The sequence below is a fragment of the Riemerella anatipestifer genome, from assembly GCF_009670965.2.
Taxonomy (GTDB): Bacteria; Bacteroidota; Bacteroidia; order Flavobacteriales; family Weeksellaceae; genus Riemerella; species Riemerella anatipestifer_B.
The window spans coordinates 1,683,174-1,707,843 of record NZ_CP073239.1 but is presented as its reverse complement, the minus strand read 5'-3'; the positions used below and the strand labels follow the sequence as shown (position 1 = coordinate 1,707,843).

Here is a 24,670-nt window from a genome sequence, read left to right as displayed (position 1 = left end):
TAATTTTTTTTCATTCTATTACAAAAAGACACTTATCTTGTATAAATACCAATTAGTATAGATTAAGAATTTTAAAACAAATGTTAATTATTTTGTTAATTTTGCAGTTCATTGTTTGATTGATGAATGTTATTGCAAGACAAGGAATAAAGTACTCTATCATAGGTTATTTAGGCTTTATAATAGGCACTCTATCCTCTATATTTCTATTTCCAAATGATTATGAATTTTATGGAAAACTAAGGTATATTCTTCCTATGGCAGAGACATTTTTACCTATTATTGTCTTTGGAATTTCTTTTTCTAATGTAAAATTCTTTTTTTCCGCAGAAAAACAAGGGCTCAACCCAAGTATGCTCTCTCTCTCTCTGCTAGCTGTAGTTTTTAATTTCATAGTATTTTCTGGAGCGTTCTTTCTTGCTTGTTTCCTATTTCCTAGTCTTAAAGAAACTCAGTTTTGGAATATGAAATACCTCATATTACCATTACTTTTTCTACTTTCCATTTCCTCAGTCCTCAACAAATACATTTCAAATTACAAAAGAATAGCAATACCTAACATTTTTGAAAACTTATTCCCTAAAATCGCTAATATAGGAGCATTTTCGTTGTTTTTCTTTCTAGGAATTCCAGAATACGGTGCTTTGGCTTTTTTTCTAGGAATATTTGTATTGTCTTTGGCAGGATATTTTTGGTATAATAAAAAATTAACTGGGTTTAAATGGGATTTTTCTACACAATTTTTTAGAGCTAATAACACTTGGAAAAAATTTTTAGAGTACAGTTTTTATGGATTTTTAGGAAACATAGGCAACTATATCGCTATCAAAATAGATAATGTAATGATAAGCGAATTTCTCAACTTTACCCTCAATGGTGTTTACTCCAACATTTACTCTATCTTACAACTTATTGCCGTACCTGCTATGGGACTTTACACCATCTACGCTCCACTGATAAACCAGTGTTTTGAAGAAAACGACATGGCTAAACTCCAAACCTCTCATCAAAAAACTTCTCTTAACCTTTTCTGTATAGGGATTATTCTTTACACCTGTCTTTTGGCTGGATTTCCATTTTTAGGACAGATGATTAAAAACGGAAACGAACTATTAGACCACCAATATCTACTATGGATACTAGGACCTGCCATTCTTTTTGATTTAGCCACAGGTTTCAATGGGCATATTATTTCAATGTCCAAATACTTCAAATTCAACATAGTAGTTATGCTGTTTTTAGCATTTGCTACAATAGGGCTTAATCTCGTATTTTTACGCTATACCAATTTAGGAATTATGGGAATAGCCTTAGCAACCGCTATTTCTCTCACCACTTTTAACATTATTAAAATTATATTCAACCGAATATATTTTGGGGTATTTCCACTTTCTTTAAAGATGCTATATATGTCTTTATTATGTGGTGGAACAATACTACTGACATACAATCTACCTGCTTCAACTTGGGCAATAATAGACTTTATTTATCGTCCTGCACTTGCACTTAGTATTATTCTTTTAGGCAATTATATCTTCAAAATTTACCCAACCCAACAACTCATTGCCCCTCTATTAAAAAAATTGAAACGATAATTTTTTATTTAACTTTTTTTAACACACAAAACCAATACTTGATGTAAAATATTTTTCTATTTTCACAGAAAAATATTTGCTATGAAACATTTTATTCTATCAACCCTCTGCTTATTCGTAATGAACTGGGGCTTGAGTCAAAACCAAAGATTCACTTATGAGTACAAATTTACTGTGGATTCTACTAAAAAAGACTCTCTAATTTCAGAAATTATGAATTTAGATATTTATAAGGAAAAATCGGTATTCTATAGTAAAATAAAACAAGAAAATGATTCTATAATCAATCAAGAATTTAAAAAACAAAGTCAAATTTCTTCTGGTAACATTAACCTTGGTCATCTGAAAGATATGAAAAGAGCCAAGGTTAAAGATTGGGTACTAAAAACTTATCCAAATTATGAAGTAGAGCTTTATACCAAAATAGGTTTTGATGATTATGCCGTACGTGATGAAAGAAAAATGCAATGGAAAATCATTCCAGAACACGAAACCTTTAAGAATTGGAAAGTTCAAAAAGCTACCACTGAATTTGCAGGTAGAAAATGGACAGCGTGGTTTACCACAGATATTCCTATTCCAGACGGACCATACAAGTTTCACGGCCTACCAGGGTTAATTGTAAAAATGGAAGATCACCAAAAAATGTTTTCATTTGAACTCGTTGGTAGCCAAAAAATAAACAATACTCAAGAAGTGAACCTTACCGACAAACTAATAAATTTAGTTAAAATAGATAGAAAACAATTCAAGAAAGCATTTCAGGAAAACCGTTCAGACCCTACTAAATCCCTTAGGATGATGGGAGGTAATGTAATATTAAAAGCCTCTATCAACGGAAAAGAAGTTTCTCAAAGCGAACTCATAAAAAAGATGGAAAAAAGTGCTAAAGAAAAGATGAAACGAGAAAATAGTTTCATAGAGCAAGATTGGATAGAGTAAACCTATTTCACCTTCTTATTTATAATCAATCTAAACTCCTTAAAATAACTATTCCATATAAAATTCGTATTTTTGTAGATATTAAACTTTAATACGAAAAATAAATCATTTAATAATATGACTTTTGACTTTGATATGATTAAGAAAGTTTACTCTGATTTTGAGAACAGAGTAAACGCTGCGAGAGAGTTTATGGGAAGACCTCTTACCTATTCTGAAAAAATCCTTTGTGCTCACCTTTTCTCTGAACAGAAACCAGAAGCTTTCAAGAGAGGAGAATCTTATGTAGACTTTGCTCCAGATAGAGTAGCAATGCAAGATGCTACGGCACAGATGGCTCTTTTACAGTTTATGCAAGCAGGTAAGGCTAAAGTGGCAGTACCTTCTACAGTACACGCAGACCACCTTATACAAGCTCGTGTAGGAGCAGATAAAGATTTACAAGAAGCTGAAAATAAAAATAACGAAGTTTATCAATTCCTTCAATCGGTATCTAACAAATATGGTATTGGATTCTGGAAGCCAGGAGCTGGGATTATCCACCAAGTAGTGTTGGAAAATTATGCATTCCCTGGTGGTATGATGATTGGTACCGACTCACACACACCTAACGCAGGTGGTTTGGGTATGGTAGCCATAGGTGTAGGTGGTGCTGATGCTGTAGATGTAATGGCAGGAATGCCGTGGGAACTTAAATTCCCAAAAATGATAGGTATCAAACTTACAGGTAAACTTAATGGTTGGACTTCTGCTAAAGATGTTATTCTAAAAGTAGCAGGTATCCTTACCGTAAAAGGAGGTACTGGTGCTATTGTAGAATACTTTGGTGAAGGTGCTGAAGCTTTATCTTGTACAGGTAAAGGTACTATCTGTAATATGGGTGCAGAGATAGGTGCTACTACTTCTATTTTCGCTTACGATAATAACATGGGGGAGTATCTTCGTTCTACAGGCAGAGAAGATTTAGCTGAAGCTGCCGACGCTATCAAAAATGTACTTCGTGCAGATGAGGAAGTTTACGCTAATCCTGAAAAATACTACGACCAAGTTATTGAAATCAACCTTTCTGAATTAGAACCACACTTAAACGGACCTTTCTCTCCAGATATTGCAACACCTATTTCAAAAATGAAAGAGGAGGCAGAGAAAAACGGTTGGCCTACTAAGGTTGAAGTAGGATTAATTGGTTCTTGTACCAACTCTTCTTACGAAGATATTTCTCGTGCCGCTTCCGTAGCGAAACAAGCTCAAGAGAAAAACTTAAAAGTAGCTGCAGAATACACTATTACACCAGGTTCTGAACAAGTAAGATTTACTGTAGAAAGAGATGGCTATTTAGATACTTTTGATAAAATCGGAGGTAAAGTATTTGCTAACGCTTGTGGACCTTGTATTGGACAATGGGCTAGAGAAGGTGCTGAAAAACAAGAAAAAAATACGATTGTACACTCGTTCAACAGAAACTTCTCTAAGAGAGCAGATGGTAACCCTAACACTTATGCTTTCGTAGCTTCTCCAGAATTAGTAACGGCGTTAGCTATTGCAGGAGATTTAACTTTTGACCCTAGAAAAGACAAATTAACTAACCAAAACGGAGAAGAAGTTTTATTAGACGAACCTCAAGGGTTTGAACTTCCTCCAAGAGGATTTGATGTTGAAGACGCAGGCTATATTGCTCCAGCAGAAGATGGTTCTCAAGTTCAAGTAAAAGTAGCTCCAGAGTCTGACAGACTACAATTACTAGACGCTTTCCCTGCTTGGAACGGAGAAAATGTAATGGGTGCTAAATTGTTAATTAAAGCCTTTGGTAAATGTACTACAGACCACATTTCTATGGCTGGACCTTGGTTAAAATACAGAGGACACCTAGATAATATCGCTAACAATACTCTTATTGGTGCTGTAAACGCATTCAATATGGAAACCAACAAGGTTAAAAACGAACTTACTGGCGAATATATGGAAGTTCCTGCATCAGCGAGAGCTTACAAAGCAGCTGGTATTAAAACGGTTATCGTTGGGGACAACAACTACGGCGAAGGTTCTTCTCGTGAGCACGCTGCAATGCAACCTAGACATTTAGGAGCTATGGCGGTTCTAGTAAAATCTTTCGCTCGTATCCACGAAACTAACCTTAAAAAACAAGGTATGTTAGCTCTTACTTTTGCAAACGAAGCTGATTATGACAAAATCAAAGAAGGAGATACTTTCAACTTTGTAGATTTAGCTGAATTCGCTCCAGGTAAGCCTGTTACTATTGAGTTAGTACACACAGATGGTTCTAAAGATACTATCTTAGCTAACCACACTTATAACGATGGACAAATAGGTTGGTTTAGAGCTGGTTCTGCATTGAACTTGATTAAGCAACAGCAACAGAAATAATTTATAATCTGTATAGTAAAAAAGCAGAGCCAATGGCTCTGCTTTTTTTTTATTATCATCTTAAACACTAAGTTTCAATCCTATTTTTTCCGCTTCTTTTATTACGAAATCTTTAGCTTCTTCGGGAGTGTTAGAAATTTCACCTTCCAAAATTGCTTCTTTTACTTTTTCCTTTAAAATCCCAATTTCTCTACCTGGTTGTAGTTGGAACAAAGCCATTATTTCCTCCCCAGAAATAGGCGGCTGGAAATTTCTTATTTGGTCTTTCTCCTCTACCTCTTTTATTTTTTGAGCAACATACTCAAAGTTCTTTCTAAAGCGTTCTTGTTTTTTGGTGTTTTTAGTAGTAATATCAGCCTTACATAGCGTGAACAAGTCTTCCAAATCTTCCCCTGCATCAAACAACAAGCGTCTAAGAGCCGCATCAGAAGTATCATCTGTTACCAGAGCAATAGGCCTAGATGAAAGTTTTACCATTTTCTGCACATACTTTAAGTCTGCCCCTAGAGGCAACTTCAATCGCTGAAAAAGAGGTTTAGCCATCTTAGAACCTAAAAACTCGTGTCCGTGGAAAGTCCACCCAGTACCATCTACAAATTTCTTGGTAGGTGCTTTCCCAATATCGTGCAATAGTGCCGACCATCGCAACCAAAGTTTATCCGTATGTTTAGAGATGTTATCTACTACTTCTAGTGTATGGTAAAAATTGTCTTTATGCGTTTGTCCTTCTATTTCTTCTATACCTTTAAGAGCGGTAAGTTCGGGGATAATCTTCTCCAAAAGTCCTGTATCATCTAAGAGTTTCAAGCCTATAGATGGTTTTTCGGAAAGCATTATTTTGTTAAACTCTACCATAATACGCTCCATTGAGACTATCTTTATCCTGTTGGCTTCCTGTTTTATCGCATCTAGAGAATTTTGTTCCACCTTAAAATTAAGCGTAGAAGCAAATCTAATCGCTCTCATCATTCTAAGAGGGTCATCAGAATAAGTTTGCAGAGGCTCTAGCGGAGTTTTCAGAGTTTTTAACTCTAAATCCTGTACTCCACCAAAAGGGTCCACCAAACGTCCAAAATCTTCCTTTCCTAGAGAGATTGCCATCGCATTGATGGTAAAATCGCGGCGTTTTTGGTCATCTTCTAGGCTTCCTTGCTCCACAGCAGGCTTTCGGCTATCTTCCGAATAGCTTTCTTTTCTCGCACCTACGAATTCCAATTCTAGCCCTTTCCACTTTATCATAGCAGTCCCATAGGTCTTGAATACCGATACTTTCAGATTAGAATCCAGCTCCTTTGCCACCGCTTGTGCCAACTCTATCCCACTTTGCTCCGTTACAAAATCTATATCCGTAGGCACTTGTCTTTTCATAAGCAAATCCCTCACATAACCTCCCACAATATACGCCGTCTGCCCTCTCTCCTCCGCTACTTTAGAGATAGTTTTAAACAGTTTAAGATTTCTATTCTGATTAAGATTGATATATTTTTCCATGAATTCTAAGAACCAACTAGCTATTTAACCCTGCAAAGATAAAAAAGAGAAAACAAACCCCCACCCTTTTGCTCCCAATAATTAGGGCGTACCCCTCGCCGAAGCATTCCCTACCGCTAGGGTCAGGCTTTCGGCTTTATCTTTTTCTCGTCGTTCCTCCTCAAAAAAGGATACCGCCTCTATCCTTTACGCTTTAATATCCGTTTCTGTATGGAGTTATGGTTTCATTTTAGTACTTTTGCAGAGGATAAGTCAATGCCTTTATCATGAGTATTGACTTACTTCCATTCATTTTAGAATTAAAAACAATAAAACACTTATGCAACTTATACACCGCAACCTACTTATTGGCATACACGACGCACTTAGAGAAACCTTTTTTGAGAAAAACAAATACGCCGACAAGGTCATAGAACGACTGCTAAAAGCCAACAAAAAATGGGGGAGCCAAGATAGAGCGGTGGTTTCAGAGATATTTTATAACATTATCCGTTGGAAAAAACGCCTAGAATACTATATGGGCGAAGGCGTAAAGCCCAACAATATCTATAGGCTTATCCTCGCTTATTTGCTTTGGAGCGAAACGCATTATAAAAAGTTTGAAGAATTTGACGGAATTAAAATAGCCGACATCATCACCAAACTGAAAAAAAATACCGTCCCTACCAAAGCCATAGAACATTCTATCCCTGAATGGCTCGCGGAAACACTAGAAAAAGAACTTGGCGAAGCATGGGAAAAAGAAATGATAGCCCTTAACCAACAAGCAGCTACTGTACTAAGAGCCAACACACTCAAGACAACGCCAAAGGAGTTGGTAGCAGACTTAAACGACGAGGGCGTGGAATGCCACAACCTCAAAAACTACCCTGAAGCCATAGAGCTAAAGGAAAAGAAAAATGTTTTCCTTATCTCTGCTTTTAAAGACGGATTGTTTGAAGTACAAGATGCAGGGTCTCAAAAAATTGCTCATTTCTTAGAGGTTAAAGAAGGTATGAGAGTGGTAGATGCTTGTGCAGGTGCAGGCGGCAAGACACTTCACATCGCTGCCCTGATGAAAAACAAAGGGCAAATTATTGCTTTAGATATTTTTGAGTGGAAACTTGCCGAACTAAAACGCCGAGCTAAAAGAGCGGGAGCTCACAACATAGAAACTAGATTTATAGAGGACAACAAAGTTATTAAAAGGCTACACGAAAAAGCTGACCGCCTTCTACTAGATGTACCTTGTTCTGGATTGGGCGTTCTAAAAAGAAACCCCGATTCTAAATGGAAAATAGATACCGATTTTATAGAAAGAATAAAGAAAGAGCAGCAACAAATCCTCCAAGATTATTCTAAAATCCTAAAAAAAGGAGGTAAGATGGTGTATGCTACCTGCTCTATCCTACCATCAGAAAACCAAAATCAGGTAAAAACATTCTTGGCTACAAACCCTAACTTTAGACTTATCAAAGACCAAAGCCTCCTCCCTAGCGAGGGCTACGATGGTTTCTACATGGCTCTTATAGAAAGATTGGAAGATTAACAGTAAAGCATTATAAGGTCGTTTAAAACAAGTTTAAACGACCTTTTTTAGTTTTAAAAACACCTAGAGTTTCTAATTTATCAAAAAAAACTTGCATACTTCCGCAAAAGGTAATATGTTTGTCATAGTTTTTATAACACACTATATCAATAACATACAACTAAGTGTAAAAAAATTGCAAAATTATTTGGCTAGCTCAAATAATTTCGTAAACACACACACACACACACACACACACACACACACACACAAATAGTTTCGTGGGTATGCGTTGTATTATATAGAAATTTACTTAAACTTTTATCGTTAAACCCAAATACGGTTCCGCCAACTTTCGTTGGGGGCATTTTGTATTTATCCTATTCTAAATTTAGCTTTCATCAATACTTACTAAAAGCACCATTGTTTTGTCTCATAACATGGTCGTTCTTGTTGGGTGCTTTTAGTGCTCAGGGGGAGTGTAATGCTCTTTCTGTTTTAGCCTTCCTCCTCGTTTTGTGTGTGTTGAGAGGGGGGAGGCATTTTTTTAGGGTAGAGGTGAGATGTGAGAGGTTAGAACTTAGTACAGCCTCATCAACCCTTAAACCGAACCTACAAAATCTAAAATCCAATATCTAACTTCTATAATCTTAAACAATTAAATATCAACAATTCTAAAATTAAATGTTATGAAAACAAAAACAACCAAACTAAGTGTATGTGCCTTTTTAGGTCTAGGTTTAATGGCTTATGGGCAGTATGACGGTAAAGTAGGCATCAATGAATCTCACCCCCAAGCCACTTTAGAAATAAAACCGAATACCGCTAACAGTCTAAGTACAGCTTCTACTGTAGAAGGGGTGCTAATTCCTAGGGTCAGCCGTTTGAGGGCTGCCAACATGGGGTCGGGTGTAGCAGAATCTACTTTGCTTTACATTAGCTCAGTGGCAGACGGTACTGCTTCGGGAACCACGGCTAATGTAGATGCTACGGGTTTTTACTTCTTTAAAGGAGGCGTTTGGGTAAAATTGGGAGCAGGAGCTAGTAGTACTACAGGAGGAACGACACTACAATCTATTACAGGAGGAATTAGAGTGGTAGACCAAGCCAACTCTACAGAATGGGCTGTGCCTGGTACATTTTGTTTGGTACAAACTACAACGGCTACTATTAACCTTCCTAATCCTTCGGGCTACACCAATAAAATTATAGCGGTGAATAATCAAGCAGGAACAAAACTGGATTACTCAGGGACTAATTCTCCAGCAAATAATTCTACTATAGATGCAGGTAAGGGGCATATACTAATGTCTGACGGGGCTAACTGGTATGTTATAGGAGGAAGCTACTAATACTAAATCATAAAGTCATGAAAAAAATATTTACTTTAATAGGGTTATGGGGAGTTGTTTTTACTTCCGCTCAAGTTAATTTACAGTCTGCCCCTAATGCTTCGATATCACAAGAAAATCCTTTTATAGATGCTTCAGGTTATAGAACATCTAATAATAATGTGGGGAAAGGCTTATACTTTCCTACTACTAATCTAACTACTTGGGAGTTTAAAACAAGTAATATTAACCCAGGTAAATTTTCTAATTACTTTGATGGTATGGTGGTGTATAACTCGGGGACAGGTCTTACAGTATCTAATACCAGTAAAGGTGGCAAACAAGTGAGTGTAAGCCCAGGGTTCTACTATTTTAAAAACCCTAACCAAACTTTTCCTACAGGCAGTGTTGCCAATGGGGAATGGGTAAGATTGAGTAGTGACGGTGGGGTATCTACTAACCTCTACACTGCAGATGGTACTCTAGCAGGTAATAGAACAGTAACTCTAGGGTCTAATAACTTAGTGTTTAAGGGAACTGGGAATATAGGGGTTGGTACTGATGCCCCAACTACTAAGCTAGATATAATTGGAGGAGTAAAGATAGCAGACGGCACCCAAGGCGAAGGAAAAGTTTTAACAAGTGATGCTGAAGGAAAAGCTACTTGGACAAGTACTGCTCTGAAAGCTCCTAACTATGCTGCTCCTGATGTTTGGTGGGGTGCTGATGGAAAACCAAACGAAATAGACTCGCAAGGTGTGGTAGTTTACGGTCCCTATACTGTTCCTAAAACAGGCTGGTACACTTTAGTTTCCAGATGGTTTTATACGCAGAATCCTAATCCGAATAATGGCGGAAATGCAGATGATGGCTCTGCATCAGCATGGATACAAGTATCTGATGTAAACACTCCTTCAATGGATGTGGGTAGTCTTTTTTATGAAGATAGAAAAGTTATAAATACTTTTTTTTCAACTAATATCGGTAATGGGGCATTTATTTATTTAAAACAAAGCACAAATTATTACATACATCAGTATACAAGATATACAATGAAACCTGGAACAGGTGAGCGAAACTTTCGTTTACATTTTGTACAATAATTATCATATAAATATCTAACATTAAAATTTCACACTTATGAATACTTTAAAAGCGTGGTTGCGTCCCAACCTACTCACCAAAGATGACCCTAACGATTTTGTAGCCGTGCCTCTCTTAGGTGGTAGCCTTGGCATTACAGAAATCATAGATGCCCTCAAAAAAGAGGGTATGGAGATACAAACCGAGACCGCAGTAGATATTATCACTCGTTTTAACCGTAAGGCTTCGGAGTTGGTGCTCAATGGGTACAGCGTAAATACTGGATTAGTGTATATGCGTCCTGCCATCAAAGGTGTGTTTTACGACAAAACTTGGGATAAAGAGAAGCACTCGGTGTATGTAAATGTCAATCAAGGCACCGACCTAAGAAAAGCTGCCAACGATACCAAAATAGAAATCCTCGGCGAGCAATCCAGCCCAATGAGTGTGTTCAGCATCACCGATAAAGCTACTGGCAAAGCAGACGGCACCCTTACCAAAGGCAAGAATGCGGAAATCAAAGGCACTTATATTAAAATAGACGGCGACAATCCTAAAAATGGCATCGTCTTTAAAAACCTAGACACCCAAAACGAGGTAAAGCTAACCAAAGACAATATTGTGCTTAACGAGCCATCAAGGTTACTCATTCTCGTGCCTTCGGATTTAGAAGCGGGTAACTATGAGCTAAGTATTACCACACAAAGCAGCACTGGTTCCGTCTTACTAAAGGAACCAAGAACAGAACGACTGCCTAATCCCGTGGTTATTGTCTAGTAAAAAGTATTTTAATAAAACTAAGGCTACTCATTAGATGAGTAGCCTATTTTGTTGATGTAATATTTATTTAATTCCAAAAATCTAATAGATTTTGTATAGCTTTTTGAAATAATTTAGGAGATGTTACACTTAAAACCAACTGTCCGTTTTTGTTAAGTAGGAACCCAACTTCTATTTCTACAATAGAAGTTTCTTCGCTCCCAAAAAGGACAACGGTTCTAATAATTTTGTATTTAGGATAGTGTGGCTTGATATAAGCTTTTTCTATAAAGTCAAAAGTTTTTATTTGTTGTATTCCATTACCCCTATTTACATACTTCTCACCTTCAATATTTATTATTTCATTTTCATTTGAATCTAGTAAAATAAGGTCTGGTATTTCTATGATTTGTTTTTTGTCGCCCGATTTATATTTTTCTCTATCCTTATACTTTTTTAATGGAATAGGAGTACCGTCTAGAGGAAAAAAATAACCCTTTTCGGAGCCCGCATGATTTTCAAATATTGAATATCCTTGCGTAAACTCTTCAACGACTAGATGTATAAAAATTGTCCCCAACTTTTCTCCATCTTTGTCATATTTCCAATAATCTTTATGCATTTCTACCTTAGGGATTTTCAACCCCTCCAACTCTATTCCTATTTTATTTGCGATTTGTATAAATTTATTTCTTTTTCCAATATGTTTTTGTTCCAAACCGTGTTGGGTGATAACGATATTTTTCACCCAACCTAATTTTCGCAAAACAGCACTAATGATACTTAAAGCTCCTATATTAGGGTCGTAAGAGAGTCCGTTATTTTTAAAAAGTCTCCCAGAAATTTCAATTTTATCTTTCGATTTTGTTAATAATATCGGAATATTCCCCTTAGGTGCTTTTCTCATTTTTGCTTTTGCTTCTACAATTTCATCAATAGAGTTGAAAGGAATAAATAATTTGCTATCAAGTTCTTTTCCTAAAATTTCAACACCTAAGGTTAAAAGTAATCTTGTACCAAAAATATAGGTTTCTGTTGGCTTTTCTTTTTGACTAATCTGAAGATTATAAAGCATTATCTTTTTGGTATTGGGATAATAACTTTCAATAAATACAAACTTGCTACATCGTTGATAAACTCCAGTATTTCTACTTTCCTTATCATCTGTTTTAGTTTCTTCTATTGCGTAAATTGGTTCATCTCCCAATGTTGGTTCGTCCTTTTGGTAAAAAATCAAAAAGTCAGTAAAGCTTGAGTTTCCCGAAACAGTTTTTATATAAACTTTATCAACTTTGTTACAACGAAACCCCGTTACTTCGTAAGTAAAAGTAAACTTATTGTCTTTTAGGATTGGAAGAATACGAATTGTATCAACAAAAACGGCAAAATTATGGTCTTTTGCAAACTTTTGAAAAATAGTTTGCAAAACCGTTTTTTTAGGTCGTTCTTCTGTTAAAAGCCAAAGATTTTTAGACATTTTTTCGCAGTATATATAATTGTTCTTTAATAAATTTTTTTGTTTTACTTTCCCCGTTATTGTTACTTTTATATCTCAGATATTCAAACTCTATAAGTTCTACTTTCCCAAATTTTTCTAATGTAGCAATTATGTTTTCTTGTTTCATAATTCCTTCCGTATTATAACTTAATATCAAAGTTTTATACTTTCCCTTTTGAGCAATTATTTCAAGTTCTTTAACAGCAGTAGTAGCATTGCAAAATTTTGATTTTTGATTTTGATAATCCCTTAATCCAGCTACGCCTCTAATGGTAGGATTATCATATTTTGCAATGGTTTCTAATAAATGGTAATTAGGGGCATATTGTCTTTGATTGTAAGGCGGATCGAGATAAAAAATATCTGCTTCTACTTGGTCTAATAATTCAATAGAGTTTTGATTATAGGCAAAGTTTTCCTTATTGTTTACAATAAATTCAATAGGTCTTAAAATCATTTTTTTTGTCGCCCTTGGATCCCATTTTTTTCTAAAAGCAGCGTAAACTCCCGTAATGTTTGCGTAATAGGGCACTGTCTCTATTAAGCACGCTAGTAAGACAAAATATTCGTTCTTGTCTATCAAACCCTCTGTTTTCCAAGTCTCAATTTTTTGTCTAACAGAATCTATTATTTTTCCGTTTTCATTTGAATAATACATTCGCGGAGTTTGTAGGTGGGAAGTACCTAATGGAGTATAATTTTTTGAAATAAAACCTTCTATAGGTTCAATATGATTCAAATACTCCAAAATAGTATTTAAAGGAGAGGTAAAAAGTGAGGCACTCTGAAAATTTAAGTGAGTTAATAATTTTTCAAACTTTAGTTCCTGATTATTTGAAATATATGCTTGCTGTAAAACATAGGAAAAATACATTAAATCACAGGAGTACACTTGATACCCCATTTTCTTAAAAAATTTACCTACACTTGTTGTGCCAGCAAAAAAATCAAAAAAGGAATTTCCTTGAATATGTTTTGAACGAATTACTTGATAGATCTTATCTAGTAAGTTTTCTTTATTTCCAATATATCTCATAGATGCTATATGTTAGAAGTCGTCAAAAAGCGTTTTTTCTTTTTGTTGCATCTGTGGTTGGTAGTTTGTTATCAGAACTTCAATGCTTGCCTGCTTATTTCTTGTTTGATAGTTTGAATTAGAATAGTGAGTGCTAATGTAATTGACGTAATAGCTAGGGTTGTTTTCTATCCATTTTTTTAGAATATTATTTGATTTTCCTTTATGCTCCAGTACATTAGATAAGCCAAATTTCACATTCCTTTTATCTAAATTATCTAACAATCCTAAAAGTTGTTTTTCCTCTTTTTCTGTCCAACCCTTAAAACCTCTCTTCCCATCATTATAGGTTCCAGTTGTAATGAGATAAGGAGGGTCACAGTAAACAAAATCCCTGCTTGTGAGAGAACTAAAATCAAAGTTATTGAAGCAGAAATGAGTAAAATAAGCTTCTGTTTCTTTTAAACTAATAATAAACCTTTCCAAATTATGTTTCATAGAAGGGTTAAAGCTACTTCTATCTCTCCCAAAAGGATTATTAAACTCGTGGTTATTATTAAAGCGAATTTGGTGATTAAAAGAAAAAGCGATGAGGACAAATAAATCTAATGGATGCTTTTGCTTATTGTATGTTTCTCGCATACACTTGTACCCTTCTTCGTTTGTTAAAGAAAGCTGAAATTCGTTTATTCTTCCTTCAATATGAGCAATCGTTTTGTCTAACTCATTTTTTTGAAACGCTTTATACATTTCTATTAGATAAGTTAGATTATCGTTGAAATAAACCTTATTGGCTGTTACATTTATACCAACATTACAACCACCAGCAAACAAATCAATAAAGGTATCAATATCTCTCGGAAATAACGGTAAAATTTGGTCTAAAATCTTAGTTTTACCACCGATATAATTAAGAGGAGATTTGATTTTTTTTAAATGTTGTTTACTTACTACAGCCATCTATAATTTAGTTTCAGCAAATTTACAAATTTTATATTTGGTATGCTTCGCTACAGCGTATCCGTCCTTACCGTAACAGGGTGTCTGTCCTTAGGCTAACGGAGTGTCTGTTACGGTAAGAACAGACACGCTGTTGAAATTCACTAGAGAGATTTATTTCTAACCATTAAGTCAAGTATATAGTTTTAATCTAAAACCACCCACTGATTATTCTTAAAAACTACAGTGATACGAGCTTTTTCTTTATCATTATGCTTTATCACTACTTCTACCTTATCGTTTTTAATTGAAACAAAATCTAATAAATAGACTGGCTTTTTTTCTTCTGAAAGGTTAAAGCTACTAAACTCCGTTGAATCAGCATTAAAATAATCCCCATCTACAAGACCACCCGTTACTACTGTTGTATTTTTAACTTTATAAAGTGCTTCATAAGCCTCTGTGGAGTTTATAACAATTTCTTTTACTTCAGTAGTAGGAGCCATTATACCATTAAACGCTCATCGTTCCCACAAATGGAATACTGCTTTTCCACCGCAATGTGAAGAGTATCAGATGCAGATAGTTTGTTCACTACTTCGTGTATAAGAAAATTGGCAAGACCTTTAACCTCTTTTGTTTTTTGAATTACTACCGATTTATCATCTTCTTTTGGTAAAGGGTTAGGATTAGATTTACCCTCTTTACACGCCACTAGCGAAGTCATTACTATTATTAAAAAGGAATAACCTATTTTTTTATACTGATGTATCATATCTTTAAATTATTTTTTATTGAAACAGGTAATTATTCTTTATAATTCTCATCATAAAACCTCTCCAAATTTATCTACACCCTCCAATATTTTTTGGTAAATGATATTGAGACTTTCATCAGAAATAGTATAAGGCGGTAACACATAAATCGTATTACCTACTGGACGAAGAATTACCCCTTGCTCTATAAAAAACTGATATAGTCTATTTCTTAAATCTCCATAATAATCGTGCTTACCATCTACCTCTAACTCAAATGCTAAAATAACACCTAGCACTCTAATATTAGCAACTTTTTTTCCTTCTAGTTGTTTCAAAAATTTAAGGTGAGACTGATGAACCCGTTTAATATGCCCTTGCATTTCGTCTGTAAGCAAGAGATTTATCGTTGCTAAAGCCGCCGCACAGCCCGTAGGATTAGCCGTGAAAGTATGCCCATGAAATAAGGCTTTATTAACATCATCATCATAAAACCCTTGAAATACCGCCTCCGAAAAGCTAGTAACCGCCATAGGTATAGTTCCTCCCGTTAGAGCTTTAGAGAGGCACATCATATCTGGCTGCTGAGAAAGATATTCACTAGCAAAAGTTTTGCCCGTTTTACCAAAACCCGTCATAACCTCATCGGCTATGGTAAACACTTCGTTTTGTTTAGCAATAGTAATCAATTGGTTGAGAGGCTCTGCATCGTACATTTGCATTCCTGCCGCACCAAGCACTAATGGTTCAAAAATAAAACACGCAAACCCATCTGTTTTTACCAAAGTTTCAAATTGTTTAATGCATCTTACCTCGTTTCCTTTGGTAGGTACAGGAATTCTTTCTACTTCTATAAGAGAGTTTTTAAAGGCTTCAGTAAAAAATGAAATCCCACTAGCCGCCATTGCCCCAAAGGTATCTCCGTGAAAAGCATTTTCAAAAGCAATAATCTTTGTTTTTTTTAAACCTTTATTATAAAAAAATTGGAGAGCAGCCTTGATAGCTATTTCCACCGCCGTAGAACCATTATCCGAGTAAAATACCTTTTTTTGATTAGAGGGCAATAAACCTAGTAACCGCTCCGAAAGTTCAATTGCTTTGGTATGCGTAAAACCTCCAAACAACACATGTTCTAAAGTATTAAGCTGGTTATAAATCGCTTCCGCCAAAACAGGATTACTATGCCCAAACGGATTAACCCACCAGCTGGCAATGCCGTCTATATAGCATTTACCATTAGTATCCCATAAAAACTCACCTTTGCCCTTCACAATCACAGGGAGTTCTTTTAGCCCTTTATGTTGTGTGTAAGGGTGCCAATTGTATTCTAAGTCTTTTTCGCTCCAATTCATTTTTTGAAAAAATTAGCATTAAAAATAGAAGCGTATTTTCGTACTGTTTCTTTATTCCATATTGGTTCTTCCGCCACCCTACCTATTACTTCTAGTTGAGTTTTAGAGATGATAATCTGTTCTGTGGAAGGATTAGCTTCTCCATTAAATACAATACCTAAAAAATCAACGCCTTTATTTTTAAGCACTTCGTAAGTCATTAAAGTATGGTTGATACTTCCTAAATAGTTTCTAGAAACTAAAACCACCTTATAATCTTCCTTAATAAAATCTAAAAAAGTATCCTTATCATTTATGGGAACCATCACACCACCTGCACCTTCTATCACCAAATCGTTATCGGTAAGAGGTTCTATCATAGATTCAAGATTGATAGATATACCATCTAATTCTGCTGAATAATGCGGACTAGCAGGTGTATTAAGGGTATAAGCATTTGGGTGAAACGATACATCTGTACGAGTAACTAAATTTTTCACTTTATCTGTATCCGAAAAGTCTAAATCTCCTGCTTGTATAGGTTTCCAATAATCAGCTCCTAAAGCCTCTACCAATATGGCAGAAATCATAGTTTTGCCAACCTCTGTACCTATGCCTGTAACAAATAGTTTCATAAGTTTATTTCTTTACATTAGAAATGATAAAATCGTGGGCAATTTCTAAAGCTCCCGTTATCTCCGAAGGTGTGTTGTAAGCGTGTATGCAAAATCTCAATCGTTCCTTACCTTCGGGAACGGTAGGCGAGAGTATCGCTTTGGCAATGTAGCCGTTTTCTTCCAAAGTTTTAGACAATAGTTTAGCTTGACTATTGCCCTGTACCAGCATACCTTGTATAGGTGCAACACTAGGAATAAAGTAATCACTAAGCCCTAGGCGTTCTACTTCTCTTTTAAAAAAAGTAATATTCGCGAGTAATTTTTCTCTTTGGTGGGTTTGAGTTTTAAGTGCTTTATATCCCTTTAAAATAGAGTACACCGAATACCTATCCAAAGCCGTAGTATAAATAAAACTCCTCGCAAAGTTGATAAGATATTCTCTCAACAATTCCGAACAAAGCACCGCCGCACCGTGACACCCTAGACCTTTACCAAAAGTAACCACCCTACAAAGCAAAGCCGAATGCTGACACCATACTTGGCTTAGCCCGCTCCCATACTCCCCAAAAACACCCAAAGCGTGAGCCTCGTCTATGATAACATAAGCTCCATAGCGTTGAGCAAGATTGAGCAGGGCTTCAATATCAGGAGCATCGCCGTCCATAGAGAAAACAGATTCTGTAACGATGTAAATCTCTCCTGTAACTGATGTTTCTTTTTTGGTTTTAAGTAAATTTTCTAAATCTTCTAAATCGTTATGTTTAAACTTTTTAGATTGTGCGTAAGACAACCGAATGCCATCTCGTATGGAAGCGTGAGAAAGTTCATCATACAATACCCAATCATTCCTTTGAGGTAAAGCACTAAGCACGCCTAAATTAGCATTATATCCCGAATTGAAAATAAGAGCTGCTTCCGACTGATGAAAGTCTTTGATAACCTCTTCCGCTTCTCTGAAAATAGACAGATTACCAGACAATAGTCTAGACCCCGTAGAGCCTCCCAATGCCTTTGGATACGAAGCAACTTTATCATCTTCTAACACAACTTCTTTAGAAAAACCTAGATAATCATTAGAAAAAAAATCTACATATTCGCCTGTGTATTCCGTTAACACTCGCCACGCATTTTTTTCTTTTCGTTCGGAAATTTTATCTAACAATCTTTTGGGAATATTCATTTCAAAGGGAATAATTCTGGGGCTAAAGTACAAAAATATCGCTAAAAAGTAGATTCAGTCCATCTCATATTTTTATCTTTGCTCTTTCTTAACACAGATTTAGACAGATGAAGCTAGACGAGGCTATTGGTATTTACGGATTTGGCAGTGTATCTGCTCTAGGCATGAACAAAACAGATATTTGGAATGCCTATTGTGATGACAAATCTTACTTAAAAAAAGAACTTTCCAACGGAGAGATTACTTTAATGGGAAAACTGCACGATAGCATAATACCTCATCTGAATGCTTTAAAAGAGGAACACCCTTCTTACAAAAAGCTAGACCCTTCTGTACTGTACGGTATACTTGCTTCAAGAATGGCTTTTAAAGAAGCTCAATGGGATACTAACGATAATATTGGGGTAAATTTAGGCTCCTCCAGAGGTGCTACTGAAAGTTTTGAAAAATTCTACCAAACCTTTTTAGAAACAGGAAAAACGCCTACCCTAACCTCTCCGCTTACCACTTTGGGTAATATTTCAACTTGGGTGCTTCAGGATTTAGGCATTACAGGTCCAGACTTTTCTCATTCCATTACTTGCTCTACGGCTTTACATTCTGTAGTCAACGGCATTGCGTGGATAAAAGCAGGATTTACCAATCAGTTTTTAGTAGGTGGTGCCGAGGCTTCTTTAACGCCGTTTAGTATCGCTCAAATGAAAGCCCTTAAAATCTATTCTCATCGCCTAGACAAAAATTATCCTTGCCTTGCTGGAGATATTTCTAAAACAGAAAATACGATGGTCTTAGGCGAAGGTGCTGGTGCTATGGCGATTGGTAAACTCACAAGCGAAAGACCACCATTCGCTTATATTACAGGAATAGGCGTTGCTTCGGAGTCTTTAACCCATAACATTTCTATTTCCGAAAGGGCTGAATGCCTTAGAATGACGATGGAAATAGCAACTCGAAATATTGACAAGTCTAAAGTAGATGCCATCGTGATGCATTCTCCTGGAACTATTAAAGGTGATACCTCCGAAAAATTTGCCATAGAAGATGTTTTTACACCTCATAACATTCCTTTCTTTACCACTAATAAATGGAAAATAGGGCACACCTTTGGAGCTTCTGGAATTTTGAGTTTAGAATTGGCTTTGCTAATGTTAGAGCACCAACAACTCATTGAAGTTCCTTTTATTGAAAAACAAAACATAACCAAAGAAAAGAAAATCAATAATATACTAGTAAATGCTGTTGGATTTGGAGGAAATGCTGTAAGCCTATTGATTTCAAAAGAAATTGACTAATAAAAACGTTCAGGCTATCGTAAGATAGCCTAAATCAATATCAATCTTAAAATATAACTTCTGCTATTTTTCTCACACTTTCGCTTCTGCCCATAGAGTAATAATGGAGAATAGGCACTCCGTTTTTCATTAAATCCTTACTTTGCTCTATGCACCATTCTACACCGATTTCTTTAGCTTCATTATTGTTATTGGCTTTAGTAATAGCTGTCACCAAATCATCTGGCAAATCTACCTTAAATCTATGCGGAATAAGACTCAACTGAGCTTTAGTAGCAATAGGCTTAAGTCCTGGTATAATTGGGACTTCTATCCCTTCAGAACGACATCTATCTACAAAATCAAAGTATTTTTGATTATCAAAAAACATTTGGGTCACGATATAATCTGCACCTGCCTCCACTTTTTTCTTAAGATGACCTATGTCTTGAGAAAAACTAGCAGCTTCCATATGTTTTTCTGGATATCCTGCCACACCTACAGAAAAATTAGTTGGAGCCGCTTTCTCCAAACTAGTATCTAAGTAAATTCCTTTATTCATATCCTGTATCTGCTTTACCAAATCTGAAGCATAGATATGACCATTTTTCTCTGGTTTAAAATAAATTTCGGACTTTACTGCATCTCCCCTCAATGCCACCACATTATCTATCCCCAAAAAATCTAAATCAATTAAAAAATTCTCAGTATCCTCTCTATTAAAGCCCCCACAAAGGATATGCGGAATGGCATCTACCTTATACTTATTCTGTACCGCAGCACAAATCCCCACTGTACCAGGGCGTTTTCTTACCACTCTTTTTTCTAACAAGCCATCTCTTACCTCTACATACTCATACTCTTCTCTATGGTAGGTAACATCTATAAAGCTAGGATTAAACTCAATAAGAGGGTCTATGGCATCAAAAATACATTGTATGTTTTGACCTTTTAATGGAGGTAATATCTCAAACGAAAATAAAGTTTTACCTTCTGATTTTTTTATATGTTCTGTTACTTTCATAATCAAATTTTAATATTTTACACAAAAACTAAACTACTCTGATAAGTTAGGAGTAAGCCATTTTCTTGCTTTTTCTATACTGATGTTTTTTCTATTAGCGTAATCTTCTAATTGGTCTTCTGTAATTCTGCCTACACCAAAATATTTAGCATGAGGACTTCCAAAATAATAACCCGACACCGATGCCGTAGGAAACATCGCTAAACTTTCGGTGAGGTAAACCCCTATTTCTTCCTCTACTTTGAGTACTTCCCAAATGGTTTCTTTTTCCAAATGGTCTGGACATGCAGGATACCCTGGAGCTGGACGAATCCCTCTATATTTTTCGGCAATAAGCGCTTCGTTATCTAAACTTTCATCTTGGGCATATCCCCAATATTTTAATCTTACCTCACGGTGCAGATATTCTGCAAAAGCTTCTGCAAACCTATCCGCAAGAGCCTTTACCATAATGGCGTTATAGTCATCATTTTGAGCTTCGTAGGATTTAGCTAATTCTTCCGTACCAAAACCAGCCGTTACACAAAACAATCCCAAATAATCTTGCTTACCCGAAGTTTCTGGAGCAATAAAATCCGATAAGGCATAGTAAGGCTTTCCTTTGGATTTTTTAAGCTGTTGCCTTAATGTTCTAAAGGCTATTTTTTCCTCATTTTTATTGATGATAATATCGTCTTTATCATTAGATTGAGCAGGGAAAATCCCAAAAACGGCTTTCGCTGTAAGTGTTTTTTCTTTCAAGATTTTTTTGAGCATTTTTTGAGCATCATGATACAATTCTTGAGACTGAATACCAACGACCTCATCTTCTAAAATCTGTGGATATTTACCGTGTAAATCCCAACTTCTAAAAAACGGCGACCAATCTATATAAGGTAACAACGCTTCCAAATCTTGATTTTCAATCGCCTTTATTCCTAAACTATTAGGCTTGGAAATAGTTTCTTTCTCCCAATCAATTTTAAAGCGTTCTTGTCTTGCCTCTTCTATTGAGACATATTCTTTATCTATTTTTCTCCCAAGAAATTTCTCTCTAAACTCATCATATTCCTCTCTCAAATTAAGAGCATAAGCATTAGATTTCTCTTTATTAAGTAGAGAACTCACCACATTTACCGCCCTAGAAGCATCATTAACATGAACTACCGTATTGCGATACTGAGGAGCAATTTTAACCGCTGTATGAGCTTTTGAAGTTGTAGCACCTCCTATCATTAAAGGAAATTCTAGATTTTGCCTCTCTAATTCAGAAGCAATGTGTACCATCTCGTCCAAACTCGGAGTAATTAGTCCACTAAGCCCTATAACATCTACCTTTTCGTCTATCGCTGTTTGGATTATCTTTTCAGCAGGTACCATTACGCCCAAATCTACAATATCGTAATTGTTGCAACCCAATACTACACTCACAATATTTTTACCAATATCATGCACATCTCCCTTTACGGTTGCCATTAAAATTTTACCATTGGACGGTCGTGTAGCATCTTTTTCACGCTCTATGAAAGGCTGAAGGTAAGCCACGGCTTTTTTCATCACTCTAGCCGATTTTACCACTTGAGGCAGAAACATTTTCCCACTTCCAAACAAATCGCCCACTACGCCCATACCTGTCATAAGATTATTTTCTATAATATCTAAAGGCTTTTCACTCACTTTAAGAGCGGCGTCCATATCTTCCTCCACGAAGCGGTCAATCCCTTTTACTAATGAGTAGGTAATTCGTTCTTGTAAAGATTGTTCTCTCCACGATAAGTCTTCTACCTTTTCCTTTTTGGTAGATTTATGCGTTTCTGAATATTCTAATAGGCGTTCTGTAGCATCATCTTTTCGGTCTAATATAACATCTTCTACTAGGGTTAGAAGTTCTTTAGGAATTTCGTCATACACCTCTAACATAGTAGGATTTACAATCCCCATATTCATTCCTGCTTGTATGGCGTGGTACAAAAACACCGAGTGCATAGCTTCCCTCACGGTATCATTACCTCTAAAAGAAAACGACACATTACTCACGCCCCCACTTACCGAAGCATACGGTAAATTTTGTCTTACCCATCTCGTCGCTTCAATAAAATCTATGGCGTTTCGTCTATGTTCTTCCATTCCCGTAGCCACAGGAAATATATTAAGGTCAAAAATAATATCCTCTGGAGCAAAGTTGACTTTATCCACCAAAAGGCGATAAGACCGCTCCGCGATTTCTATCCTTCTATCGTAAGTATCGGCTTGTCCCACCTCATCAAAAGCCATAACAATAACTGCCGCACCGTATCTTTTTATTTTTTTAGCTTGATTGATGAATTCTTCTTCGCCACCTTTAAGGCTAATGGAATTGACCACCGCTTTACCCTGCACTACCTGTAACCCAGCCTCTAAAATCTCCCACTTAGATGAGTCTATCATAATCGGAATACGAGCAATATCAGGTTCGGAAGCAATGAGGTTTAAGAACTTTACCATGGCTTCTTTACCGTCAATAAGTCCATCGTCCATATTGACATCTAAAATCTGAGCTCCACCTTCTACCTGATGCCTTGCAATATCTAATGCTTCGGAATAGTTGCCTTCTTTTACCAACCTTAAAAATCGTTTAGACCCTGCAACATTGGTTCTCTCCCCAACATTCACAAAGTTAGATTCGGGAGTGATGATAAGCGGCTCTAATCCTGATAATTTAAGTGGTCTCGCAGGAAGTTCTAACTGATGATGATTTCCTTTCATACGAGATTAAGTTTTCTAGGTTCATAATGTTTTACCAATTCGGCAATGGCACGGATATGCTCTGGCGTTGTACCACAACAGCCCCCAATGATATTAACTAACTGTTTGTCTAAATACTCTTTAACTTGCTCTGCCGTTTGTTCTGCCGTTTCATCGTATGCTCCAAAAGCATTAGGCAACCCCGCGTTAGGATACACCGAAATGTAAAAGTTGGAATGTTCTGACAAAGCCTGTAAATAAGGCGTGAGCTGCTTAGCTCCCAAAGCACAATTAAGCCCTACACTCAGCAAGTCTAAATGAGAAACCGAAATAAGAAAAGCCTCCGCTGTTTGTCCGCTAAGAGTTCTCCCAGATGCATCGGTAATTGTACCTGATACCATAATGGGGATTTTGGTATTTCTCTCCTCTGCTAGTTCATCAATGGCAAACAAAGCGGCTTTGGCGTTAAGCGTATCAAAGATGGTTTCAACGAGTAAAATATCAGCACCACCTTCTAATAATGCTTTTGCCTGTTGCTTATAGGCTTTTCTTAAATCTTCAAAGGTAATTGCCCTATACCCTGGATCATTAACATCTGGAGACAACGATGCCGTTCTGTTAGTAGGTCCCATTGCTCCTGCCACAAAACGAGGTTTATCAGGATTGTTTTCGGTGTAAACTTCACAAAGTTTCTTAGCGATTCTAGCCGATTCATAGTTGAGCTCTTCCACCAAAGACTCCATAGCGTAGTCTGCCATTGCAATGGTAGTGCTAGAAAAGGTGTTGGTTTCTATAATATCTGCCCCTGCGTCCAAATATAGGCGGTGTATCTCTTCTATGGCTTGTGGCTGTGTGAGGGATAGCAAGTCATTATTCCCTTTAACAGGGTGTTCCCAGTCTTTAAAGCGTTCGCCACGATAATCTTCTTCGGTAAAGTTATACCGTTGTATCATAGTGCCCATCGCACCGTCCAAAATAAGTATCCTCTTTTGGAGCAAGGCATCGAGCTGATTAAATATGCTAATTTCCATTTCAATAAAGTTTAAAAAATCATTGAAATGTTAAAAAGAAAGCTCAAAAGGTAAAGTAGAAATCTTTTAGTTATCTATCCCCAAATAGGTAGAATGTAGCACCTTCTTTCTTGATGAAAGGGTTGCTAAGGCTTCACAGGGTCTAGTCCCTCCGCCTTTCTTGATAACATTTCCGATGATGTTAAGGTACAAATACAACACAAATATAGACCT

General features: G+C 36.3%; 20 protein-coding genes and 1 riboswitch. Of the genes, 8 read left to right on the top strand and 12 right to left on the bottom strand.

Annotation, left to right across the window (positions count from 1 at the left end):
• The first annotated feature begins 122 nt into the window (after positions 1–122).
• The 3 genes from D1J36_RS07840 (at position 123) to D1J36_RS07830 (ending at position 4,922) form a co-directional block, all read left to right on the top strand.
• Positions 123–1,595: a lipopolysaccharide biosynthesis protein gene (locus tag D1J36_RS07840; protein WP_154138018.1), complete on the top strand. Its 1,473-nt coding sequence runs from the start codon at positions 123–125 to the stop codon at positions 1,593–1,595.
• Between the two features lie 81 nt (positions 1,596–1,676).
• Positions 1,677–2,537 carry a GLPGLI family protein gene (locus D1J36_RS07835; protein ID WP_154138017.1) on the top strand — a complete coding sequence of 287 codons (861 nt, stop codon included), beginning with the start codon at positions 1,677–1,679 and terminating at the stop codon, positions 2,535–2,537.
• 117 nt (positions 2,538–2,654) lie between these two features.
• Entirely contained in the window at positions 2,655–4,922 is a 2,268-nt protein-coding gene (locus D1J36_RS07830) for an aconitate hydratase (protein ID WP_154138016.1), read from the top strand.
• Between the two features lie 60 nt (positions 4,923–4,982).
• Here D1J36_RS07830 and D1J36_RS07825 read toward each other — a convergent pair whose 3' ends face one another.
• Positions 4,983–6,413: a CCA tRNA nucleotidyltransferase gene (locus D1J36_RS07825; protein WP_154138015.1), complete on the bottom strand. Its 1,431-nt coding sequence runs from the start codon at positions 6,411–6,413 to the stop codon at positions 4,983–4,985.
• A 319-nt stretch (positions 6,414–6,732) separates the two neighbouring features.
• Between D1J36_RS07825 and D1J36_RS07820 the strand changes: the two genes are divergently transcribed.
• From D1J36_RS07820 to D1J36_RS07805, 4 genes are all read left to right on the top strand, one after another.
• Positions 6,733–7,941, top strand: coding sequence for an RsmB/NOP family class I SAM-dependent RNA methyltransferase (locus tag D1J36_RS07820; protein ID WP_154138014.1), 1,209 nt, complete (start codon positions 6,733–6,735; stop codon positions 7,939–7,941).
• Positions 7,942–8,609: 668 nt separating this feature from the next.
• Positions 8,610–9,272, top strand: coding sequence for a hypothetical protein (locus tag D1J36_RS07815; protein WP_154138013.1), 663 nt, complete (start codon positions 8,610–8,612; stop codon positions 9,270–9,272).
• A 17-nt stretch (positions 9,273–9,289) separates the two neighbouring features.
• Positions 9,290–10,354, top strand: a complete 1,065-nt coding sequence (locus tag D1J36_RS07810; RefSeq protein WP_252339377.1) for a hypothetical protein — start codon at positions 9,290–9,292, stop codon at positions 10,352–10,354.
• A 37-nt stretch (positions 10,355–10,391) separates the two neighbouring features.
• Complete coding sequence (locus D1J36_RS07805) at positions 10,392–11,111, top strand: DNA-binding domain-containing protein (protein ID WP_154138012.1); 720 nt, start codon at positions 10,392–10,394, stop codon at positions 11,109–11,111.
• A 70-nt stretch (positions 11,112–11,181) separates the two neighbouring features.
• On the opposite strand, the gene D1J36_RS07800 is transcribed toward D1J36_RS07805, so the two are convergent.
• The 8 genes from D1J36_RS07800 to D1J36_RS07765 all read right to left on the bottom strand — a co-directional run bounded on the left by D1J36_RS07800 (position 11,182) and on the right by D1J36_RS07765 (position 18,428).
• Positions 11,182–12,570, bottom strand: a complete 1,389-nt coding sequence (locus D1J36_RS07800) for a hypothetical protein (protein WP_154138011.1) — start codon at positions 12,568–12,570, stop codon at positions 11,182–11,184.
• Entirely contained in the window at positions 12,563–13,627 is a 1,065-nt protein-coding gene (locus tag D1J36_RS07795) for a DNA adenine methylase (protein WP_154138010.1), read from the bottom strand. Before D1J36_RS07795 ends, D1J36_RS07800 begins: the two co-directional genes overlap by 8 nt.
• Positions 13,628–13,639: 12 nt before the next feature.
• Positions 13,640–14,566 carry a DNA adenine methylase gene (locus tag D1J36_RS07790; protein WP_154138009.1) on the bottom strand — a complete coding sequence of 309 codons (927 nt, stop codon included), beginning with the start codon at positions 14,564–14,566 and terminating at the stop codon, positions 13,640–13,642.
• Between the two features lie 185 nt (positions 14,567–14,751).
• Positions 14,752–15,051, bottom strand: a complete 300-nt coding sequence (locus D1J36_RS07785) for a hypothetical protein (RefSeq protein WP_252339375.1) — start codon at positions 15,049–15,051, stop codon at positions 14,752–14,754.
• Positions 15,051–15,320 carry a hypothetical protein gene (locus D1J36_RS07780; protein ID WP_252339374.1) on the bottom strand — a complete coding sequence of 90 codons (270 nt, stop codon included), beginning with the start codon at positions 15,318–15,320 and terminating at the stop codon, positions 15,051–15,053. The genes D1J36_RS07785 and D1J36_RS07780 overlap by 1 nt, the downstream gene beginning before the upstream one ends.
• Before the next feature lie 51 nt (positions 15,321–15,371).
• The gene (gene bioA, locus D1J36_RS07775) at positions 15,372–16,652 is read right to left on the bottom strand and encodes an adenosylmethionine--8-amino-7-oxononanoate transaminase (protein WP_154138008.1); all 1,281 of its coding nucleotides are present in this window, start codon (positions 16,650–16,652) and stop codon (positions 15,372–15,374) included.
• On the bottom strand, positions 16,649–17,266 hold the full coding sequence (bioD, locus tag D1J36_RS07770; RefSeq protein WP_154138007.1) for a dethiobiotin synthase: 618 nt from the start codon (positions 17,264–17,266) through the stop codon (positions 16,649–16,651). The genes bioA and bioD overlap by 4 nt, the downstream gene beginning before the upstream one ends.
• Positions 17,267–17,270: 4 nt before the next feature.
• Entirely contained in the window at positions 17,271–18,428 is a 1,158-nt protein-coding gene (locus D1J36_RS07765) for an aminotransferase class I/II-fold pyridoxal phosphate-dependent enzyme (protein ID WP_154138006.1), read from the bottom strand.
• A 107-nt stretch (positions 18,429–18,535) separates the two neighbouring features.
• Here D1J36_RS07765 and D1J36_RS07760 point away from each other — a divergent pair, with 107 nt between their 5' ends.
• Positions 18,536–19,720 (top strand): beta-ketoacyl synthase N-terminal-like domain-containing protein, encoded by a 1,185-nt coding sequence (locus D1J36_RS07760; RefSeq protein WP_154138005.1) that lies wholly within the window; start codon positions 18,536–18,538, stop codon positions 19,718–19,720.
• Between the two features lie 46 nt (positions 19,721–19,766).
• On the opposite strand, the gene metF is transcribed toward D1J36_RS07760, so the two are convergent.
• Genes metF through D1J36_RS07745 form a run of 3 tightly spaced genes read right to left on the bottom strand, consistent with a single transcriptional unit; the run spans position 19,767 to position 24,457 of the window.
• Positions 19,767–20,723, bottom strand: a complete 957-nt coding sequence (gene metF / locus D1J36_RS07755) for a methylenetetrahydrofolate reductase [NAD(P)H] (protein ID WP_154138004.1) — start codon at positions 20,721–20,723, stop codon at positions 19,767–19,769.
• 33 nt (positions 20,724–20,756) lie between these two features.
• Positions 20,757–23,447 carry a methionine synthase gene (metH, locus tag D1J36_RS07750; RefSeq protein WP_154138003.1) on the bottom strand — a complete coding sequence of 897 codons (2,691 nt, stop codon included), beginning with the start codon at positions 23,445–23,447 and terminating at the stop codon, positions 20,757–20,759.
• Entirely contained in the window at positions 23,444–24,457 is a 1,014-nt protein-coding gene (locus D1J36_RS07745) for a homocysteine S-methyltransferase family protein (RefSeq protein ID WP_154138002.1), read from the bottom strand. Before D1J36_RS07745 ends, metH begins: the two co-directional genes overlap by 4 nt.
• Positions 24,458–24,524: 67 nt before the next feature.
• Positions 24,525–24,627, bottom strand: a riboswitch (SAM riboswitch).
• Between the last annotated feature and the right edge of the window lie 43 nt (positions 24,628–24,670).

Bases quoted from the DNA above. Each gene is read 5' to 3' on its own strand.
- D1J36_RS07765 (WP_154138006.1), bottom strand. From the start codon at position 18,428: ATGAATATTCCCAAAAGATTGTTAGATAAAATTTCCGAACGAAAAGAA.
- D1J36_RS07810 (WP_252339377.1), top strand. From the start codon at position 9,290: ATGAAAAAAATATTTACTTTAATAGGGTTATGGGGAGTTGTTTTTACT.
- bioA (WP_154138008.1), bottom strand. From the start codon at position 16,652: ATGAATTGGAGCGAAAAAGACTTAGAATACAATTGGCACCCTTACACA.
- D1J36_RS07800 (WP_154138011.1), bottom strand. From the start codon at position 12,570: ATGTCTAAAAATCTTTGGCTTTTAACAGAAGAACGACCTAAAAAAACG.
- D1J36_RS07745 (WP_154138002.1), bottom strand. From the start codon at position 24,457: ATGGAAATTAGCATATTTAATCAGCTCGATGCCTTGCTCCAAAAGAGG.
- D1J36_RS07840 (WP_154138018.1), top strand. From the start codon at position 123: ATGAATGTTATTGCAAGACAAGGAATAAAGTACTCTATCATAGGTTAT.
- D1J36_RS07785 (WP_252339375.1), bottom strand. From the start codon at position 15,051: ATGGCTCCTACTACTGAAGTAAAAGAAATTGTTATAAACTCCACAGAG.
- metH (WP_154138003.1), bottom strand. From the start codon at position 23,447: ATGAAAGGAAATCATCATCAGTTAGAACTTCCTGCGAGACCACTTAAA.
- D1J36_RS07805 (WP_154138012.1), top strand. From the start codon at position 10,392: ATGAATACTTTAAAAGCGTGGTTGCGTCCCAACCTACTCACCAAAGAT.
- D1J36_RS07760 (WP_154138005.1), top strand. From the start codon at position 18,536: ATGAAGCTAGACGAGGCTATTGGTATTTACGGATTTGGCAGTGTATCT.
- metF (WP_154138004.1), bottom strand. From the start codon at position 20,723: ATGAAAGTAACAGAACATATAAAAAAATCAGAAGGTAAAACTTTATTT.
- D1J36_RS07790 (WP_154138009.1), bottom strand. From the start codon at position 14,566: ATGGCTGTAGTAAGTAAACAACATTTAAAAAAAATCAAATCTCCTCTT.
- D1J36_RS07815 (WP_154138013.1), top strand. From the start codon at position 8,610: ATGAAAACAAAAACAACCAAACTAAGTGTATGTGCCTTTTTAGGTCTA.
- D1J36_RS07835 (WP_154138017.1), top strand. From the start codon at position 1,677: ATGAAACATTTTATTCTATCAACCCTCTGCTTATTCGTAATGAACTGG.
- bioD (WP_154138007.1), bottom strand. From the start codon at position 17,266: ATGAAACTATTTGTTACAGGCATAGGTACAGAGGTTGGCAAAACTATG.
- D1J36_RS07830 (WP_154138016.1), top strand. From the start codon at position 2,655: ATGACTTTTGACTTTGATATGATTAAGAAAGTTTACTCTGATTTTGAG.
- D1J36_RS07780 (WP_252339374.1), bottom strand. From the start codon at position 15,320: ATGATACATCAGTATAAAAAAATAGGTTATTCCTTTTTAATAATAGTA.
- D1J36_RS07820 (WP_154138014.1), top strand. From the start codon at position 6,733: ATGCAACTTATACACCGCAACCTACTTATTGGCATACACGACGCACTT.
- D1J36_RS07825 (WP_154138015.1), bottom strand. From the start codon at position 6,413: ATGGAAAAATATATCAATCTTAATCAGAATAGAAATCTTAAACTGTTT.
- D1J36_RS07795 (WP_154138010.1), bottom strand. From the start codon at position 13,627: ATGAGATATATTGGAAATAAAGAAAACTTACTAGATAAGATCTATCAA.